The sequence below is a fragment of the Streptomyces sp. NBC_00271 genome, from assembly GCF_036178845.1.
Taxonomy (GTDB): Bacteria; Actinomycetota; Actinomycetes; order Streptomycetales; family Streptomycetaceae; genus Streptomyces.
Genome location: NZ_CP108070.1, coordinates 8409202 through 8427261, shown reverse-complemented (window position 1 = coordinate 8427261; position 18060 = coordinate 8409202). Strand labels below are relative to the sequence as shown.

The 18060-nt window shown below is 69.3% G+C and carries 16 protein-coding genes and 2 pseudogenes; 7 read left to right on the top strand and 11 right to left on the bottom strand.

The window, feature by feature from the left end; all coding sequences use genetic code 11:
* Positions 1–4: 4 nt before the first annotated feature.
* The 3 genes and pseudogenes from OG798_RS38185 to OG798_RS38175 all read left to right on the top strand — a co-directional run.
* A complete protein-coding gene (locus tag OG798_RS38185; protein ID WP_121414801.1) occupies positions 5–772 on the top strand; it encodes a hypothetical protein in 768 nt (255 codons plus the stop codon).
* Positions 773–1312: 540 nt separating this feature from the next.
* On the top strand, positions 1313–1633 hold the full coding sequence (locus OG798_RS38180) for a hypothetical protein (protein WP_413253659.1): 321 nt from the start codon (positions 1313–1315) through the stop codon (positions 1631–1633).
* Positions 1634–1790: 157 nt separating this feature from the next.
* A pseudogene (locus OG798_RS38175) lies at positions 1791–1940 on the top strand (IS256 family transposase); the annotation flags it as partial.
* Positions 1941–2003: 63 nt separating this feature from the next.
* Here OG798_RS38175 and OG798_RS38170 read toward each other — a convergent pair.
* On the bottom strand, positions 2004–2918 hold the full coding sequence (locus OG798_RS38170) for a LysR family transcriptional regulator (protein WP_099920251.1): 915 nt from the start codon (positions 2916–2918) through the stop codon (positions 2004–2006).
* Positions 2919–3088: 170 nt separating this feature from the next.
* On the opposite strand from OG798_RS38170, the gene OG798_RS38165 reads away from it, so the two are divergent.
* Both OG798_RS38165 and dctA read left to right on the top strand, forming a co-directional pair.
* Entirely contained in the window at positions 3089–4207 is a 1119-nt protein-coding gene (locus OG798_RS38165; protein ID WP_099920252.1) for a PrpF domain-containing protein, read from the top strand.
* Positions 4204–5589, top strand: a complete 1386-nt coding sequence (gene dctA / locus OG798_RS38160; RefSeq protein WP_121414802.1) for a C4-dicarboxylate transporter DctA — start codon at positions 4204–4206, stop codon at positions 5587–5589. Before OG798_RS38165 ends, dctA begins: the two co-directional genes overlap by 4 nt.
* A 171-nt stretch (positions 5590–5760) precedes the next feature.
* Here the strand turns inward: dctA and OG798_RS38155 are convergent.
* The 5 genes and pseudogenes from OG798_RS38155 to OG798_RS38135 form a co-directional block, all read right to left on the bottom strand.
* Positions 5761–5919, bottom strand: a pseudogene (locus OG798_RS38155) (transposase); the annotation flags it as partial.
* A gap of 360 nt (positions 5920–6279) precedes the next feature.
* Positions 6280–6678, bottom strand: a complete 399-nt coding sequence (locus tag OG798_RS38150; protein ID WP_099920255.1) for a PIN domain-containing protein — start codon at positions 6676–6678, stop codon at positions 6280–6282.
* Entirely contained in the window at positions 6675–6950 is a 276-nt protein-coding gene (locus tag OG798_RS38145) for a hypothetical protein (protein WP_099920256.1), read from the bottom strand. Before OG798_RS38145 ends, OG798_RS38150 begins: the two co-directional genes overlap by 4 nt.
* A 297-nt stretch (positions 6951–7247) precedes the next feature.
* Positions 7248–8576 (bottom strand): class I SAM-dependent RNA methyltransferase, encoded by a 1329-nt coding sequence (locus OG798_RS38140; RefSeq protein WP_267063011.1) that lies wholly within the window; start codon positions 8574–8576, stop codon positions 7248–7250.
* A 139-nt stretch (positions 8577–8715) separates the two neighbouring features.
* Positions 8716–10767 (bottom strand): APC family permease, encoded by a 2052-nt coding sequence (locus OG798_RS38135; RefSeq protein ID WP_095852169.1) that lies wholly within the window; start codon positions 10765–10767, stop codon positions 8716–8718.
* A gap of 400 nt (positions 10768–11167) precedes the next feature.
* Here OG798_RS38135 and OG798_RS38130 point away from each other — a divergent pair, with 400 nt between their 5' ends.
* Positions 11168–11839: a potassium channel family protein gene (locus tag OG798_RS38130; RefSeq protein ID WP_095852170.1), complete on the top strand. Its 672-nt coding sequence runs from the start codon at positions 11168–11170 to the stop codon at positions 11837–11839.
* Entirely contained in the window at positions 11839–12516 is a 678-nt protein-coding gene (locus tag OG798_RS38125) for a potassium channel family protein (RefSeq protein ID WP_054237132.1), read from the top strand. Before OG798_RS38130 ends, OG798_RS38125 begins: the two co-directional genes overlap by 1 nt.
* 111 nt (positions 12517–12627) lie before the next feature.
* On the opposite strand, the gene OG798_RS38120 is transcribed toward OG798_RS38125, so the two are convergent.
* The 5 genes from OG798_RS38120 to OG798_RS38100 all read right to left on the bottom strand — a co-directional run bounded on the left by OG798_RS38120 (position 12628) and on the right by OG798_RS38100 (position 18024).
* On the bottom strand, positions 12628–13395 hold the full coding sequence (locus tag OG798_RS38120; RefSeq protein ID WP_095852171.1) for a DUF3159 domain-containing protein: 768 nt from the start codon (positions 13393–13395) through the stop codon (positions 12628–12630).
* Between the two features lie 3 nt (positions 13396–13398).
* Positions 13399–13797 carry an OB-fold nucleic acid binding domain-containing protein gene (locus OG798_RS38115; protein WP_095852172.1) on the bottom strand — a complete coding sequence of 133 codons (399 nt, stop codon included), beginning with the start codon at positions 13795–13797 and terminating at the stop codon, positions 13399–13401.
* Between the two features lie 117 nt (positions 13798–13914).
* A complete protein-coding gene (locus OG798_RS38110) occupies positions 13915–14598 on the bottom strand; it encodes a response regulator (protein ID WP_054237129.1) in 684 nt (227 codons plus the stop codon).
* Positions 14595–17132 carry an ATP-binding protein gene (locus OG798_RS38105; protein ID WP_120985504.1) on the bottom strand — a complete coding sequence of 846 codons (2538 nt, stop codon included), beginning with the start codon at positions 17130–17132 and terminating at the stop codon, positions 14595–14597. The genes OG798_RS38110 and OG798_RS38105 overlap by 4 nt, the downstream gene beginning before the upstream one ends.
* Positions 17133–17325: 193 nt before the next feature.
* On the bottom strand, positions 17326–18024 hold the full coding sequence (locus OG798_RS38100) for an ABC transporter ATP-binding protein (protein ID WP_328758415.1): 699 nt from the start codon (positions 18022–18024) through the stop codon (positions 17326–17328).
* Positions 18025–18060 lie beyond the last annotated feature (36 nt).

Below are 18060 nucleotides of genomic sequence, written 5' to 3'. Positions count from 1 at the left end.
GCCAATGACCAGCGCCGACGACCTGGACAGCACCACCGTCGAACTCGCACCGATCGCACTGGGCGGCCGCCCCGTCAAGGCGCCTGGAGAGGATCAGGCCGACCTCGTGACCGTGCTGGGAAAGCGCAACCGCGTCCGCCTCGGCGCGCCACGGTACGGCGACTACGTGGCCGAGCTTCTCTCCCGTTCCTCCACACTGCCCCGCGAGATCGAGGAGCTGGTACAGCAGGGCTTTGACCTCCATCGGGTACGGCCGAGCTTGACGCTTCTCCCTGATCTCGACTGCGTTTTCGTCACTGCCGAGCTCAGCCTCGAACTCCTCACCACCCCCCGGGTGGACGACGGCGCCCACGTGGCGCCGCCGATCGCCTACGAGGTGAAGCCCACCGTTGTCCTGCAGGAGGCGTACAACGAGACCTCCACCACCAGCAGCGAGTTCGGCACCGACATCGGCAAGCTGCTCGCCAAAGTCACACAGGCGAACGTAGAGGAACGAAACGGCGTACGTCACATCCAGCGAATCACCGGACACGGAGTGAACTACTCGGAAGTGGGGTGGCGCCTACGGGCGACTCCGGACCACGAACTACTCGGAGACGTATTGGGCCTGGAGGCCATCATCCGAACCCCTGCGGGTGCACAACTTTCTGGGCAGTTCCGCATCACTGCCGACATCGCCGTGAAGACGGGCCTCGACAAGTGGCTGACCCAGCACTTCGGCCCCCGCGGCAACACACCAGCACTCAGCGTGACCTACCCCCTTTCGGGTTGACGCTTGGCGCTGCCGGATGCCGACCACAATCGGGTCCCACCGGCCCATGTGGGCGCATCGTCTGGCGAACTCGCAGGTCAAGCCACTTCGCAGCCATGCCGTCCGCCTGACCCGTTGCTTGCCCGGAAACAGGTCGAGCAGGCCGACAACATACCCAGAAGTGCAGGTCAGACGCCCTTCTCCGCAGGCTCCAGAATCGCCACGCACTCCACATGATGCGTCATCGGGAAGATGTCGGCCTGAGCGAGTCACGGAAAAGCCCAGGTCGCAGCCGTTTTCTCGTCTCACGGCCTTGCGTGCGGGCGCCCAGAGCGTCAATCGAGCGTCACGGCCGCAGTCCGTCCCTCTCGCTCAGGGCAGAACAGGCTGCGACAACCAGCTCACCCGGCAGGATCTGCCTCCGCACACTCCGGACGTCAGCTCGCAACATCGTGCCCCGCAGCACTTCTCCGGCCGCCCTAATAAAGCCAGCCCTCCAACCCCAAGCGCCGCGCACCCACGCCGAGGGACCTCTCGGGAGCGGTCGCCGAGGACCTCGCGCTGTACCGGGAGAAGTCCCGGCGACGCCTACCGAAGTCGCTGGACGAGTTGCAGGGCCCCACTCAGGCGGTCGTGGAGCTGCCGCTGCACATGGACTGGTCCGGGATGGCCTCGTACGACATGGCCAAGCCTCGCCAGCGCATGGGCCTGTACCGCACCGTCCGGCACGAGGGCCTGCACGACGATCTGCCTTGCTACCTCAACCGGGGCCTGCTCCTCCAGATGTGGCCGGTGCTGTGCACTCTCGTCGGTCGCACCGTGCGCGCCGTGTGGGAAGACGCCTTCCCCCAGCTCGCCTCCCGCACCCGGGCAGCCGCGTGACGGACATGCCGGAGCTGCACACGCGGCTCCTGGCGGATGTGATCGCGCTCGGCTCCCCGTATCCCCTGGTCCTCACCGGCGGGTACGCACTGCGGGCGCACCGCCTCGTGAACGCCCCAGCCAGGATCTCGACGTCGCCACCGAGAACCCGGCACCCGAAGCCGCCGCCCTCAAGTGCGTCTACATGGCGCTGATGAGCATGGACCCGACAGGGAAGGGCCACAAGAGGTGGACCATGCGCTGGAGGGCCCCCTTGAACGCCTTCCAGATCGCCTTTGAAGGCCGCCTCACTCCCACCAACCACTGACCGCTTCAACAACCAAGATCAGCCTTTGAATTGACACACCCTTCACCGGGAGTCAGCGCATTGTCAGCGGGTGGGTTCGAGCCGGGCCGCGGTGGTGTCGAGCAGGAGTTCGGTGAAGGTGCTGGCGGCGGGGGTGAGTGCGTGGTCGGCCATGCGGACCAGGAGGATACGGCGCACCGGAGCGGGCGGCAGCAAGGGCAGGACGCTGACGCCGGGGCGGATGCCTTCCAGGGCGAGAGTGGGGGCGAGGGCGACGCCGATGCCGGCGGCGACCATGGCCTGAGCCTCCTGGTAGTCGTGGGCCTCGTAGGCGATCTGGGGTTCGAAGCCGGCGGCGCGGCAACTGCGGTCGAGGGCCTCGGCCACGGGGTGGTGCTCGGCTCGCGTGATCCACGGGTCGTCCGCCAGGTCGGCGAGCGTGGCCGAGTCGCGCCCGGCGAACGGGTGCTGGTCGCTGACGAGGAGGGCCGGCGGGTCGTCGAGGAGTGGCGTGACGACGACGTCCTCGCGGTCGATGCGGCTCCAGTCGTAGTCCCACATCAGGGAGAGTTCGATCTCCCGGTTCTCCAGCATCGACCACAGGCCGGCGATGCGGGCGCTGCGCACCGTGAGCCGTACGTCGGGATGCGCCGCCCGGAAGGCGATGACGGCCCGGGGAAGCAGTGAGGCGCCGACGGTGGGAAAGGTGCCGATACGCAGGGTGCCCGCGCGCAGGCCGGCGAAGTCGGCGAGCTCGTTCTCCGCGGCCGTCAGTTCGCGTTCGATCCGGACCGCCCGGTCGGCCAGGGCGCGCCCCGCGCCGGTCAGCGTGACCCCTCGCGCGTGACGCTCCAGAAGGGGCTGGCCCGCCTCCGCCTCCAGGCGGCTGACCTGCTGCGACACCGCCGACGGGCTGTAGTTGAGGGCACGTGCGGTCGCGGTCACCGAACCGCGGCGGGCAACCTCCGCGAAGAGCAGAATACGCCGGACGTCGAGCACTGCCTCACCTCAAGACTTAACCCCAGCTTAATGCCTGTATAGATTTTTGAGATTGTACTTCACGCCGACGTAACTCACCGTGGATCCCACCACCGGGAAGAGAAGCCTCCGGCGGATCCGGAGTTCCCGGCCATTTTCACGTCTATGTCCGCATTCATGGGGAGTTTGTTGTGTTGCGTCTGCAGGGCGAGATGATCCGCGGAGGAACCAGCAAGTGCTGGATCTTCGCCCACCACGACGTGGCGGCGACCGGCGTGGACGTCGACTCCGTCCTGCTGGCCGCCTTCAATGCCGCCGACCCTCGCCAGATCGACGGCGTCGGCGGCGCCACCTCCACCACGTCGAAGGCCGCGATCGTCCAGATCTCGGCCGAGGCCGACGTCGACATCGAGTACGCCTTCGCCCAGGTCGGCGTCGGTGACGAACGCGTGGAGTGGGCGAGCAACTGCGGTAACTGCGCCACCGCGGTCGCCCTCTACGCCGTTCACCACGGCCTGGTGCCGATCGCCTCGGACACCACCACCGTGCGCATGCGCAACGTCAACACCGGGGCCCGGCTCACCGGCACCATCTCCACCCCGTGCGGTATCGCCCCGGACGAGGGCATGGCGCTGGTGCCTGGCACGGCCGCGCCTGGTGTGCCGGTCCTGCTCGGCTTCGAGGACCCGGCGGGCTCCACCACCGGGCGGGCGCTGCCCACCGGCCACGCCGTGGACACCCTGACCGGCCCCGAAGGTCCCGTCGAGGCGACCCTCGTCGACGCCGGCGCCCCCGCCGCGCTCTTCGAGGCCAAGGCTTTCGGCCTCGACGGCACCGAGTCCCTCACTCAGTTCGCCGCCGCCGTCCCCGCGCTCACCGTGCTGCGCCGCCAGGCGGCCCTCGCGATGGGCCTGGCCAAGGAGAACGACCCGGTCAGCCACGCGGTCCCGAAGGTCGGCATCGTCGCCCGTCCCGCCTCGTACCGCACCACCCATGGCATTCTGGTCGATCAGGACGAGTACGACCTGGCCGTCCGGATGGTCTCCATGCACGCACCCCACCCGGCGATCGGCCTCACCTCCGCCGTCGCCCTGGCCACCGCCGCCGCCACCCCCGGCACCCTTGCCCACCGTGTCGCCCGGCAGACCGCCGACGGAACGCTGCGCCTGGGCACCCCCGCGGGCGTGATCACCGCCCAAGCCGTCCCCGCACCGGACGGCGCGTCCCCCACGGTGCTGCTGCACCGCGCCGCCCGGCGTATCGCCCGAGCCGAACTCCTCGTTCCCGTCCTGGAAGGACGCCCCGCATGAGCCGCAACGACGCTGCCCCGGGTACCGTCACCGCTCCACCGAGCCGCCTGCGCCGGCTGCTCTCCCACCTCTACATCCAGTGCCTGATCGGCATCATGGCCGGCGCCGTGGTGGGCTGGCTGTGGCCCACCTTCGGCGCCGAGCTCAAACCCCTGGGCGACGGGTTCATCGCACTGGTCAGAATGATGATCGCGCCGATCATCTTCTGCACGGTCGTACACGGCATCGCCTCCATGGACAACCTGCGCGCGGTCGGCCGGGTCAGCCTCAAGGCGCTGATCTACTTCGAGGTTCTCACCACCGTCGCCATGGTGATCGGCCTCGTCGTCGTCAACATCGTCAAGCCCGGCAGCGGACTGCACATCGACGTCGCGTCGCTCTCCACCAAGGGCCTGCCACCGGCCGCGACGGAGCATGAGGGCTTCGTCGAGTTCGTCCTGGCGATGATCCCGGCCACGCTGGTCAGCGCCTTCACCGGCAACGACATCTTGCCGGTGCTCCTCGTCTCGGCGCTGTTCGGCTTCGGCCTGCACGCCAGCGGCGAGGCCGGCCTGAGCATCGCCCGCGGTATCGAGAAGTTCTCCACGGTGCTCTTCACGCTGATCCGCTGGATCATGCGGCTCGCCCCGATCGGCGCATTCGGCTCGATGGCCTACACCATCGGCAACTACGGCCTGGACACACTGAGCCATCTCGCCCTGCTCGTCGGCTCGTTCTGGCTCACGGCGCTCTTCTTCGTCCTGGTCGTCCTCGGCGCGGTCATGCGCCTCAACGGCCTGCGCATCCTCCCCTTCCTGCGCTACATCAAGGAGGAGCTGCTGATCGTCCTGGGCACCTCGTCCACCGAGCCCGTTCTGCCGCGCATGATGGCCAAGCTACAACACGTGGGCGCCTCGAAGCCGGTCGTCGGCATCACAGTGCCCGCCGGCTACTCCTTCAACCTCGACGGCACCGCGATCTACCTGACCATGGGCTCGGTGTTCCTCGCCCAGGCCCTCGGCATCGACCTCAGCCTCACCCAGCAGCTGTCCATGCTCGCGATCATGCTGCTCACCTCCAAGGGCGCGGCCGGCGTCACCGGCTCCGGATTCATCGCCCTCGCCGCCACCCTCAGCGCCGTCCCGCACGTTCCGGTCGCCGCCCTCGCCCTGATCTTCGGCATCGACCGCTTCATGTCCGAGGCCCGCGCCCTCACGAGCCTCGTCGGCAACGGCGTCGCCACCCTGGCCGTCGCCCGATGGGAGGGTCAGCTCGACGAGGACCGCGCCAAGGCCGTCCTGCGCGGCGAGATCCCCTACGTCCCCGTCCCGGTGACGCCCGCGCCCAAGCCGAAGGCCGTGACGCCCGAACCGGCCCTGGAGCCGGTGCCCTCCATCGGCTGACACAGCCGCGGATCCAGGAGGCCGGTCCGGAGCACCCGCTCCGGACCGGCCCTTTCCCACGACAGGAGTGTGTACGTATACGACCGGGCCCGGGGACGTCATCGCGGTCGGCGGCAAAAGCGCCGGCTTCAGCGCCGCACAGTCCGCCCGCGGGCAGGGCGTACGCTTCCTGACCTGGGAATTCGGCGGCTGGGTGACGCCGAGGGACTCCGCGAGTTCCTCGCCCCTGCGGGTGGACACACTCAGCGGACAAGCAGTGGCCACCACACCGATCAGGGCTTGCGCGGCCCGGCGGCGCCGTTCCAGGAGCCAGTGGGGGAAGTACCGCCCTGCCGCAGCTCACGCACACCGGGTGGCGGGTCGTGGTCATCCCACGCCGCTGCCATAGCTCGTCAGCTGGGCCGGGTAGGCCGTGGGAGAGGCTCAGTGGGTGCTTCCCGCAGCGCAGCTGAGGCAGACCTGTCTTACCAGCGACCTCGGCAGCCCGCTGGACGACGAGGCGGCGCTGAACCTGTGGCACACGGCGTGTACGGAGGAGGGGGGCTACGACTTCGACGCGGAGCTCCTGGACTCCGAGTTCAAGCACGTGATCCTGGCCCAGGGGTGCGGCTCGAGAGAACAGTACCCCGCACGAGAGTGGGCGCCTCAGCGCCCACGTGCACTTCTTTCCTGCGAGGTCGCGAGGAGCTGCTAGACCTTCTCAGCCACCACCCGGGCGTGCTCGACCGTAAGCATCTCGACGTCCTCTACGTCAGAGGTCAGGATCGTCACCCGACCTGGTTGCGCCAGCGCCGTCGCACACAGCATGGCGTCAATGGCGTACTTGTGCCCGTGCAGCCCGGCACCCCGCAGTAGGACTGCCGCCGACTGCGCGACAGCCTGGGTGACCGGCTCGACGCGGAGGCGGGAAAGGGTCCACTTCAGCGCGGCGTCATTGATCCTCGGGTGGATGACCTCGACCAGTACCGCGGCCGAGGTGATCACAGGGAGATCCGCGTCACGAGCTGCCGTCAGCCACTCGTGAACCTCTTGATCCCGCTGGACGGCCTTGGCCAGACCCTCACTGTCCAGAACCAGGGCTCCACTCACGCAGCAGCCCCGGACTCGGGCGCAGAGCCGGTGAGCTTGGCCCGCTTGGCAGCCACGGCCTCCGCATCTGCCGGACCGTGGGCCTCTTCGAAGTCTGCGATGAGCTCGTCCAGGTTGTCGCGCTCGATCTGGCGCTGCGCAGCCCGCTCTAGATACGCGGAGACACCACGCCTACCCACCCGCTCGCGGATCGCCTGCAGAGTGCCGGCGGTCAGCGACACGGAGATACCGCTACTCGGACCGTCTCCCGGGAGGAAGTCATCATCAGCCATGGAACTATTTTGGCATTCGAAATGCCAAAATGCCACCCGCCTACGGCGCGGCACGACTCCCGGAATCAACGGACCCAGTCACGCACGCATACGCGTCCCGGGAGTGTGATACGGCGTCAGAACGTGCGTCGTTTGAGCGTCAGCAATCCAAGGACTGCGCCGCTGCCGCTGACGCAGCAGTCGACGCCCCTGCCTGATGCCGCAGGTAAGACGGTATGCGGGCAGCAAATCCAACGATTCACCCGTTGGATAGACGGAAACAGGTCGAGCTGACGCACCGACCCAAGAAGATGCAGGTCAGTGCGCCTTCGCCACCGGCTCCAGGACCGCCACGCACTCCACATGATGCGTCATCGGGAAGAGATCGAACGCCCGCAGCGTCCGCACCTTGTACCCGCCGTCGCGGAAGTACCCGAGGTCGCGGGCGAGCGCCGCCGGGTCGCAGGCGACGTACGCGATGCGGCGGGCGCCCAGGGAGGAGAGGTGCTCGACCGTCTTCTTGCCCGCGCCGGCGCGAGGCGGGTCGAGGACGATGAGGTCGACCTCGGTGATGCCGGTGCGCGGGAGGACCGACTCGACCTTGCCCTGTTCGATGCGGACCCGCTCGAAGGCGGTGAGGTTGTGCCGGGCGTCCTCGACCGCGCGCTTGCCCGACTCGATGCCGAGGACCGCGCCCTTGTCGCCGAGGCGGTCCGCGAGGGCGCCCGCGAAGAGGCCGACGCCGCAGTACAGGTCGAGCGCCATCTCGCCCTTGCGCGGCATCAGGCCCTGCATGACGGCCTTGACCAGGGTGTCGGCCGCCATCGGGTGGACCTGCCAGAAGCCGCCGCTGCCGACGCGGTACGTACGGCCGTCGGCCCGCTCGCGCACGAACGCGCGGCCGTGGACGCGGTGGATGCCGCCGTCGTGCTCCTCGACGCGCATCACGGAGACGGGCTTGTCGAGTTCCACGAGGGGCAGGCGGGCGCCGGGGCGGGGCTCCAGGATGACCATGCGGTCCTGGGAGCCGGTCGCGGCGATCGCGTCGACCGAGGCCATGCCGGACCAGTCGCGCTCCTCGATGCCGAGTTCGCTCACGCCCGGCGCCGCGATCATGCAGTGCTCGATCGGCTCGACCTCGTGCGAGCGGTGGCGGCGCAGTCCGGCGTTGCCGTCCGCGTCCACGGCGTACTGGACGCGCGTGCGCCAGGCCGGGACCTCGCCGGCGGGCAGCTTGTCGCCCTCGGCGGGCATCACCGTGCCGTCCCAGCCCGCCTCCTCGGGCGTGAGGCCCGCGAGCCGCTGCAGCTGCTCGGCGATGACCTCCCCCTTGAGGCGGCGCTGCGCGCCCGGCTTGGCGTGCTGCCAGTCGCAGCCGCCGCAGCGGCCGGGGCCGGCGTAGGGGCAGGGCGCTTCGACGCGGTCCTTGGACGCCGAGAGGATCGTCACCGCGTCCGCGCGCAGGAAGCGCGCGCCCTCCTCGCCCTCCGTGACACGCGCGACGACGCGCTCGCCGGGCAGGGCGTGCCGGACGAAGAGGACCTGGCCCTCGGCCGTACGGGCGATGCAGTGCCCGCCATGGGCCACGGGGCCGATCTCGACCTCGTACTCCTCCCCCACCAGCGATTTCTTCGGTTCTGCCTGCATGGCGGGGTGACTCCAGATGCGAAAGGGGATGAGAAAGGGGTCGCGGAACCGCGAACGGCCGGACAACAGCCCACCAGTCTACGTGGACGTTGCCCGGCCGCTCACCACGAAGCCGTCAGCCCCTGCGGTCGCAGGGCGGTCAGCCCTTGGTGTTCGAGGACTCCTTCGGGCGCTCCTCCGCCGGACCCCGGCGCACCGCACCCGGCGCGTTCCACTCCTGCCGCTTGCGGGCCCGGTTCCTCGCGGCCTCCGAGGACTCCAGCTGGTAGGGCACGGAGGTGACCATCACACCGGGCGTGAACAACAGCCGGCCCTTGAGCCGCAGCGCGCTCTGGTTGTGCAGCAGATGCTCGTACCAGTGGCCGACCACGTACTCGGGGATGATGACCGACACCGCGTCGCGCGGGGAATCCCGGCGCAGGCCCTTCACGTACTCGATGACGGGCCGGGTGATCTCGCGGTACGGCGAGTCGAGGACCTTCAGCGGTACGTCGATGCCGCGCCGCTCCCACTCCTCCCGCAGGGCCTTGGTCTCGGCCGGGTCGACGTTGACGCTGAGCGCTTCGAGGGTGTCGGAGCGCATCAGCTTGGCGTAGGCGAGGGCGCGCAGGGTCGGGCGGTGGATCTTGGAGATCAGGACCACCGAGTGGACCCGGGAGGGGCGGACGCTGTCGTCGGAGGGGCCCTCGGGTGCGGCGATCTCCTCCGCGACGCGGTCGTAGTGCTTACGGATCGCGCTCATCGTCGCGTAGAAGATCACCATGCCGAGCAGGGCCACCCAGGCGCCGTGCGTGAACTTGGTGACGAGGACGACGACCAGCACCAGGCCGGTGAAGAAGGCACCGAAAGCGTTGATCGCGCGGGAGCGGATCATGTGGCTGCGCTTGGCCGGGTCCTTCTCGAGGCTCAGGTGGCGGTTCCAGTGCCGGACCATGCCGGTCTGGCTGAGCGTGAAGGAGACGAAGACACCGACGATGTAGAGCTGGATCAGCCGGGTCGAGTCGGCGCCGTAGATGACGACCAGGAGTGTGGCGGCGCCCGCGAGCAGGACGATGCCGTTCGAGAAGGCGAGGCGGTCGCCGCGGGTGTGCAGCTGGCGCGGCAGATAGCGGTCCTGGGCGAGGATCGAGCCGAGCAACGGGAAGCCGTTGTAGGCGGTGTTGGCCGCGAGGAACAGGACCAGCGCGGTGGCGGCGGCGAGCACGATGAACAGGAAGCTGCCCTTGCCGAAGACCGCCTCGGCGACCTGCGAGATCACCGGGTTCTGGACGTAACCGGAGCCGATCGGAACGCCGTTGTGGATCAGGTCGGTGGCCGGGTTCTCGGCCATCCGGACCTTGGTCGACATGGCCAGGGCGATGATGCCGCAGAACATGGTGACGGCGAGCAGGCCCATCGCCGCGAGAGTGCTCGCGGCGTTCTTCGACTTGGGCTTGCGGAAGGCGGGGACGCCGTTGGAGATCGCCTCGACGCCGGTCAGCGCCGCACAGCCGGAGGAGAAGGCACGCAGCAGCAGGAAGACGAGCGCGAAGCCCGCGAGCCCCTGGTGCTCGGCCTTGATGTGGTAGTCGGCGGTCGGCGCGCGCATGGTGTCGTTCAGGACGAGCCCGCGGAAGGCGCCCCACGCGATCATGATGAAGACGCCCGCGACGAAGACGTACGTCGGAATCGCGAAGAGCTTTCCGGACTCCTTGACTCCGCGCAGGTTCATCAGCGTGAGCAGCACGATGACGACGACGGCGCACAGCACCTTGTGCTCGACCACGAAGGGGATGGCGGAGCCGAGGTTCTCGATGCCGGACGAGATCGACACGGCGACGGTGAGGACGTAGTCGACGAGCAGCGCGCTGGCGACGGTGAGGCCGGCCCTGGGGCCGAGGTTGGTGTTGGCCACCTCGTAGTCGCCGCCACCACTGGGGTAGGCGTGCACGTTCTGCCGGTAGGAAGCGACCACCGTGAACATCAGCACGACGACCGCTAGCGCGATCCAGGGGCTGAAGTGGTAGGCCGACACGCCCGCGATGGAGAGAACCAGGAGCACTTCCCCGGGTGCGTAGGCCACGGAGGAGAGCGGGTCGGATGCGAAGACGGGGAGTGCGATGCGCTTCGGCAGGAGGGTTTCCCCGAGCCGGTCACTGCGCAGTGCGCGCCCGATCAAGATCCGTTTGGGCACGTCGGTCAGTTTGGACACGCAGAGGATCGTAAGCGTTCGAACGGGGGGTCGCCCACCCGCCGCTCGACATCTGCTCTCCGAGTGAAAACGGGGAGGGGCTCCGTTGCGGATTCCGCGGCCTCGGACGTCCGCATGCCTATATGACAAAGCCCTCGTTCATCCCACTATGCCCTGTTGATCCCACCATGGAGGTTCCATGCACGTGACCGCTGAACTCATCGGCGCCACCGCAGGACTCGTCAGCCTCGGAATCCTGACTCTTCTCAGCGTGCGCAGCTTCAATCGCCACTGATCCGCGAGAACGCACAGGCGAACGTGCACAAGGGTGCCCCTGATCGACCGCGCGTGTGTAGCTTGGGCGGCGGTCTGAGACCCTGTTTAGCCTGAGCCGTAACCATTTACATTCGGAAGGACGGTCGTGCACATCGTCATCATGGGCTGCGGAAGAGTGGGTTCCGCTCTGGCCCAGACCCTGGAGCAACAGGGGCACACGGTCGCTGTGATCGATCAGGACCCCACCGCCTTCCGACGACTGGGCTCCGGCTTCGGCGGCCGTCGTGTCACCGGAGTCGGCTTCGACCAGGACACCCTGCGCGAAGCGGGCATCGAGGAGGCAGGCGCCTTCGCCGCCGTCTCCAGCGGTGACAACTCGAACATCATCGCCGCCCGGGTGGCCCGCGAGATGTTCGGCATCGAGAACGTCGCGGCGCGCATCTACGACCCGCGCCGCGCCGAGGTCTACCAGCGCCTGGGCATCCCGACCGTCGCCACCGTCCGTTGGACGGCCGATCAGATGCTGCGGCGGCTGCTCCCCTCGGGTGCCGAGCCCCTGTGGCGCGACCCCACCGGCGGGGTGCAGCTCGCCGAGGTGCACGCCTCCTCCGCCTGGGTCGGCCACAAGATCAGCCGTCTCCAGGACGAGACCGGAGTGCGTGTGGCCTTCCTCACGCGGCTGGGCGAGGCGATCCTGCCCACCTCGCAGACGGTGCTGCAGGAGGGCGACCTGGTGCACGTGATGATGCGCACGGACGACGTCGAGAAGGTCGAGGCGTCGTTCGCCGAGGGCCCCGAAGAGGAGAGCGGTCACTGATGAGGGTCGCCATTGCCGGTGCCGGTGCCGTCGGTCGCTCCATCGCGGGCGAGCTCTTGGAGAACGGGCACGAGATTCTGCTGATCGACAAGGCGCCGACCGCCATCTCGGTCGAGCGCGTCCCGCAGGCGGAGTGGCTGCTCGCCGACGCCTGCGAGATCACCTCGCTGGACGAGGCGGCGCTGCAGCGCTGCAACGTGGTCATCGCGGCCACCGGTGACGACAAGGTCAACCTGGTCGTCTCACTGCTCGCGAAGACGGAGTACGGCGTCCCGCGCGTCGTCGCCCGTGTGAACAACCCGAAGAACGAGTGGCTGTTCAACGAGGCCTGGGGCGTGGACGTGGCGGTCTCCACCCCGCGTCTGATGTCGGCCCTGGTCGAGGAGGCCGTGAGCGTCGGTGACCTGGTCCGGCTGCTGCGCTTCAGCCACGGCGACGCGAACCTGGTCGAGCTGACCCTCCCGCCGGAGTCGGCGCTGGCCGGCACGCAGGTCGGCGACGTGGAGTGGCCCGAGGACACCTCCCTGGTCACGATCATCCGCGGCACCCGCGTCCTCACGCCCTCCCAGGAGGACTCGCTGGAGGCGGGCGACGAACTTCTCTTCGTCGCCGCCCAGGCCCGCGAGGAACAGCTCGAGGACCTGCTCTCGGTCCGCCGCGACGACGCGACGAGCTAGTCGGCTCCGACAGCTCCGATACGACGTCGGGGGCGCCCGGAGATCTCCGGGCGCCCCCGACGTCGTACGGGGAACTGCGTGGTGCGGGAAAGTACGTCGTACGGGAAACCGCTACGCGTCGCGGCGGTGACGGCCGGCCGTGGCCTCGTCGCCGGACTCGTTCCCGAGGGCGGCCTTGCGCTCCTTCTCGGCCTGCTCCTCCGCCTCCATCTCGGCGAACACGTCGATGGGGGCGGGAGCCTTGGCCAGGAACACCCAGGTCAACCAGACGGCGAGGAGGAAGGGCGGGATCTTCAGCGCGATCAGGACCCAGCCCAGTTGCGCGGTGTTGGCCCACCAGTAGAGCGGGAAGAGGATCGCGCACTTGGCGAGCAGGATCAGGCCCCAGGCCCAACTGGCCTTCGCGTACGCCTTCTTGCGGCCGGGGTTGCGGGTGCGCCAGGAGAGGTTCTCCTTGAAGACCGGGCCGAGGATCAGACCGATCAGAGGCACGCCCGCGAGGGTCGTGACGATGTAGGCGATGGCCAGGCCGAGCGTGTAGAGCATGCCCGGCAGATAGAAGTCCTTGGCGTTGCCCGTCATCATCGCGAAGACCACGCCGAAGGCGACACCGAAGACGCCACTGAAGGCGTGCTTGACGGTGTCCCGCATCGCGAGGCGGACCACGACCAGCAGCAGGGACACCCCGAGGGCGGCGATCGCCGACCAGTGCAGGTTCTTGTTGATCGTGAAGATGGTGACGAAGAGCAGGCCGGGCACCACCGTCTCGACCATGCCCCGCACGCCGCCGAACGCCTCGAAGAGTGCGGCCTCGGTCACCGCCCGCGCATCCTGCTGGGCGGCCTGGGCGTCTTCGGTCGGCTTGTCGAGCGACGTCACCGGCTACTCCCGTCCAAGGGGTCTGAGTTCGTACTTCGGATTGAACAGCACCCTACGGCCCCGGCTCATCGAGATCCGGCCCGAGGCGATCAACTTGCGTCCCGGTTCTATGCCCACGATGGAGCGTCTGCCGAGCCAGACCACGTCCAGGGCGGCCGAACCGTCGAACAGTTCGGCCTCCAGGGCCGGGACTCCGGCCCGTGGGCGCAGAGTGACCGTGCGCAAGGTACCAGTAACCGTGACGATCTGTCGGTCGTGGCAGTCACCGATCCGCGTACAGCCCGCGGTCTCGGAGTCCTCGCGCAGCTCCTCGGACTCCAGGTCCTCCTGGGACGAGGAAAGCCGGCCGATCATGCGCCGGAACCGGCCCGCCGGCTTTTCGGAACGAGGAACAGCACTCATACCGAAAGCGTACCGGGGAGCACTGACGTCGGATGAACGTGTGCGCCCACCAGTGCTCTTTCGCGCAGCTGTGCCCTTCCTGCATCCCTACCCGCTCTGTACCCCTTCCCGCTGGGACTACTTCTCGAACCGGTATCCCATCCCCGGCTCCGTGATGAAGTGCCGAGGATGCGAGGGGTCCACCTCCAGCTTGCGGCGCAGCTGCGCCATGTAGACCCGCAGGTAGTTCGTCTCGGTGCCGTACGACGGTCCCCACACCTCCTGGAGCAGCTGCTTCTGGCTGACCAGGCGGCCGGTGTTGCGCACCAGCACCTCCAGCAGATGCCACTCCGTGGGGGTGAGCCGTACGTCCCGTCCCTCCCGGTTGACCTTCTTGGCGGCCAGGTCGACCGTGAAGTCCTCGGTGTCGACGACGACGTCGTCCTCGCCGCCCCCGGTCGGCTCCGCGCGGCGCACGGCGGCGCGCAGCCGGGCCAGCAGTTCGTCCATGCCGAAGGGCTTGGTGACGTAGTCGTCGGCGCCCGCGTCGAGCGCCTCGACCTTCTCGTCCGAGGAGTGCCGGGCCGAGAGCACCAGGATCGGCACCCGGGTCCAGCCACGCAGCCCCTTGATCACCTCTACGCCGTCCATGTCGGGCAGCCCGAGGTCGAGAACGACGACATCGGGATGGCGGGCGGCGGCGAGCTGGAGCGCGCCGGCGCCGTCGGCGGCCGCGTCGACCTCGTAGTGCCGTGCCTTCAGGTTGATCACGAGGGCACGTACGATCTGCGGCTCGTCGTCGACCACGAGCACCCTGGTCATGAAGCCTGCCTTTCCGCTGTTGCTGTGGCCAGGTCGGGCAGCCTGTCCACCGCCCGGACCGTGAGCACCATGGTGAGTCCGCCGCCAGGCGTGTCCTCGGCGTTCAGTGTGCCGCCCATCGCCTCGGCGAACCCGCGGGCGACCGCGAGGCCGAGGCCGACGCCCGCGCCGCGGGGAGCGTCGCCGTAGCGCTGGAAGGGCGCGAATATGCGGTCCTTGGCCTCGTCCGGGACGCCGGGGCCGCGGTCCACCACCCGTACCTCCACCCGGTTCGCCATGGCGCTCGCGGACACCAGGACCGGTTCGTCGGTGGGGCTGTACTTGACGGCGTTCTCGACGAGGTTGGCGACCGCGCGCTCCAGCAGACCGGGGTCGACGGCGACCATGGGCAGCGTCTCGGGGATGTCCAGCTCGGCACTGCCCTCGGGTACGCCGCCCAGCGCCATCGGGACCACCTCGTCGAGGTCGATCTCGCGGATCAGCGGGGTGACCGTGCCGGTCTGCAGGCGGGACATGTCGAGCAGGTTGCCCACGAGGTGGTCGAGCCGGTCGGCGCCCTCCTCGATCGCCTCCAGGAGTTCCGCCTGGTCCTCTTCCGACCAGGCCACGTCGTCGGAGCGCAGCGAGGACACGGCGGCCTTGATCGCGGCCAGCGGGGTCCGCAGGTCGTGGCTCACGGCGGCCAGCAGCGCGGTGCGGATGCGGTTGCCCTCGGCCAGCTCCTTGGCCTGGTCGGCCTCGTGCTGGAGGCGCTGGCGGTCCAGGACGACCGCGGCCTGGGCGGCGAAGGCGGCGAGCACCCGGCGGTCGGAGGCGGGCAGGACGCGTCCGGAGAGCGCGAGCGCCATGTGGTCGCCGACCGGCATGTCCACGTCCGCGTCCTCGGGCCGCTTCGGCGACTGGGGGCCCACGCTGCCCGCGCACGTCCACGGGTCGACGTCGCCGGCCCGCTCCAGCAGGGCGACCGACTCCATGCCGAAGGTCTCCCGGACCCGTTCCAGCAGAGCTTCCAGGCTGGTCTCGCCGCGCAGCACGCTGCCCGCGAGGAAGGAGAGGATCTCCGACTCGGCGCGCAGCCGGGCCGCCTGGTGCGTACGCCGGGCGGCGAGGTCCACGACGGAGGCCACGGAGACGGCGACCCCGACGAAGATCGCGATGGCGACGATGTTCTTCGGGTCGGCGATCGTCAGCCGGTGCAGCGGCGGCGTGTAGTAGTAGTTCAGCAGCAGCGAGCCGAAGGCCGCCGAGGCGAGGGCCGGCAAGAGCCCGCCGAGCAGCGCCGCCGCGACCGTCACGGTCAGGAACAGCAGCATGTCGTTGGCGAGGCCGAGGTCGACGGTGTTCAGCAGGACGGCCAGCACCACCGGGCCGCCGACTCCGACCAGCCAGCCCCAGATGATCCGGGACCGGCCGAGCCGCGCGCCCCGGGCGACCGGCAGTCCGCGCCCCTTGGCGACCTCGCCGTGGGTGACGATGTGGACGTCGAGGTCGGGGCCCGACTCCCGGGCGACGGTGGCGCCGACGCCGGGCCCGAAGACGTACTGCCAGGTCTTGCGGCGCGAGGAGCCGAGCACGATCTGGGTGGCGTTCACCCCGCGCGCGAAGTCGAGCAGCGCGACCGGTATGTCTTCCCCGATGACGTGGTGGAAGGTGCCGCCCAGGTCCTCCACCAGCGTGCGCTGGACCGCCAGTTCCTTGGGCGAGGCGGAGGTCAGGCCGTCGCTGCGGGCTATGTAGACGGCCATGACCTCGCCGCCCGCGCCCTTCTCCGCGAGCCGGGCGGCCCGACGGATCAGTGTGCGCCCCTCCGGACCACCGGTCAGCCCCACCACGATCCGCTCCCGCGAACCCCAGATCTTCGAGACCCGGTGCTCGCTGCGGTACTCGGTCAGGTACTCGTCGACCCGGTCGGCCACCCACAGCAGGGCGAGCTCGCGCAGCGCGGTCAGATTGCCGGGCCGGAAGTAGTTGGACAGGGCCGCGTCGACCTTGTCGGACTTGTAGATGTTGCCGTGCGCCATACGGCGCCGCAGCGCCTGCGGCGACATGTCGACCAGCTCGATCTGGTCCGCCCGCCGTACGACCTCGTCCGGGACGGTCTCGCGCTGCCGTACGCCCGTGATGGACTCCACGACGTCGCCCAGTGACTCCAGGTGCTGGATGTTGACGGTCGAGACGACGTCGATCCCGGCGGCGAGGAGTTCCTCGACGTCCTGCCAGCGCTTGGCGTTGCGGGAGCCGGGGACATTGGTGTGCGCGAGTTCGTCCACCAGGGCGACGGCCGGGGCGCGCAGCAGTACGGCGTCCACGTCCATCTCGGTGAAGACGGAGCCGCGGTAGTCGAGCTGCTTGCGCGGAATCTGCTCCAGGCCGTGCAGCATCACCTCGGTGCGCGCCCGGTTGTGGTGCTCCACGAAGGCGACGACGCAGTCGGTGCCCCGCTCCACCCGGCGGTGCGCCTCGGAGAGCATCGCGTACGTCTTGCCGACGCCCGGTGCCGCACCGAGGTAGATCCGAAGCTTGCCGCGTCCCATGGCCCCATTGTCTTCCTGTCACCGCTGTATACGCAGCGTCGACCTTACGGCCAACAATCTCGACAAATGGGGCGGTGAGTCGGTCGACGGCCGTCTTTGACGCAACTCTGATGCATCAGTTGACACAACCCGGATGCGCTGGTCGACACAACCCTGATGTGCTGGTCCGGGCCCTGCTCGGCCCGACAACGGCTCAGTGCTCGACGATCCCTCCCTCGCACAGCTCCAGGACCCGATCGGCCGGGTCGAGCGGGATCGCCCTGGAGGGGGCGACCAGGGCCGTCACCTGTTCGCCGCGGACGAGCGTGTGCAGCAGCTCCATCAGGGCACGGCCGGTCCCCGCGTCGAGTCCGGCCGCGAAGTCGTCGGCGACGAGGAGCACGGGGTCGCCCGCGAGGGCGCGCGCGATCGCCACGCGCTGTTGCTGCCCGCCCGTCAGCTCCCCGGGCCGGCGCGCCGCGTCGTCGGTGAGCCCGACGAGGGAGAGCAGCCGCGCGATCCGCTCCTCGCGCACGTGCTCCGCGATCCCGCGCAGCCGCAGCGGCACACCGACGTTCTCGGCGACGGTGAGCAGCGGGATGAGCCCGAGGGGCTGGAAGACGAAGCCGATCCGGTCCCGGCGGAGCTCCAGCAGGCCGTCCTCGCCGAGCCCCTCCAGTGCGAGCCCGTCGACGGTGATCCGCCCCGCGTCCGGTTCGTCGAGCCCGCCGACCAGGTTGAGGAGTGTGGTCCTGCCGGACCCGGGGCGGCCGGTGAGGGCGACGAGTTCGCCGCGTGGCACGTCGAAGGAGACTCCGCGCAGGACTGGTACGACGGCGGCTCCACCGCCGTACCAGCGATGCACGTTCTCGACGCGCACCATGGTCTTCGTGGCGACCTCGACCTGGCTCATGTCCCTCCCCGGTCCGCCGGGCGATTGCCTCCCCCG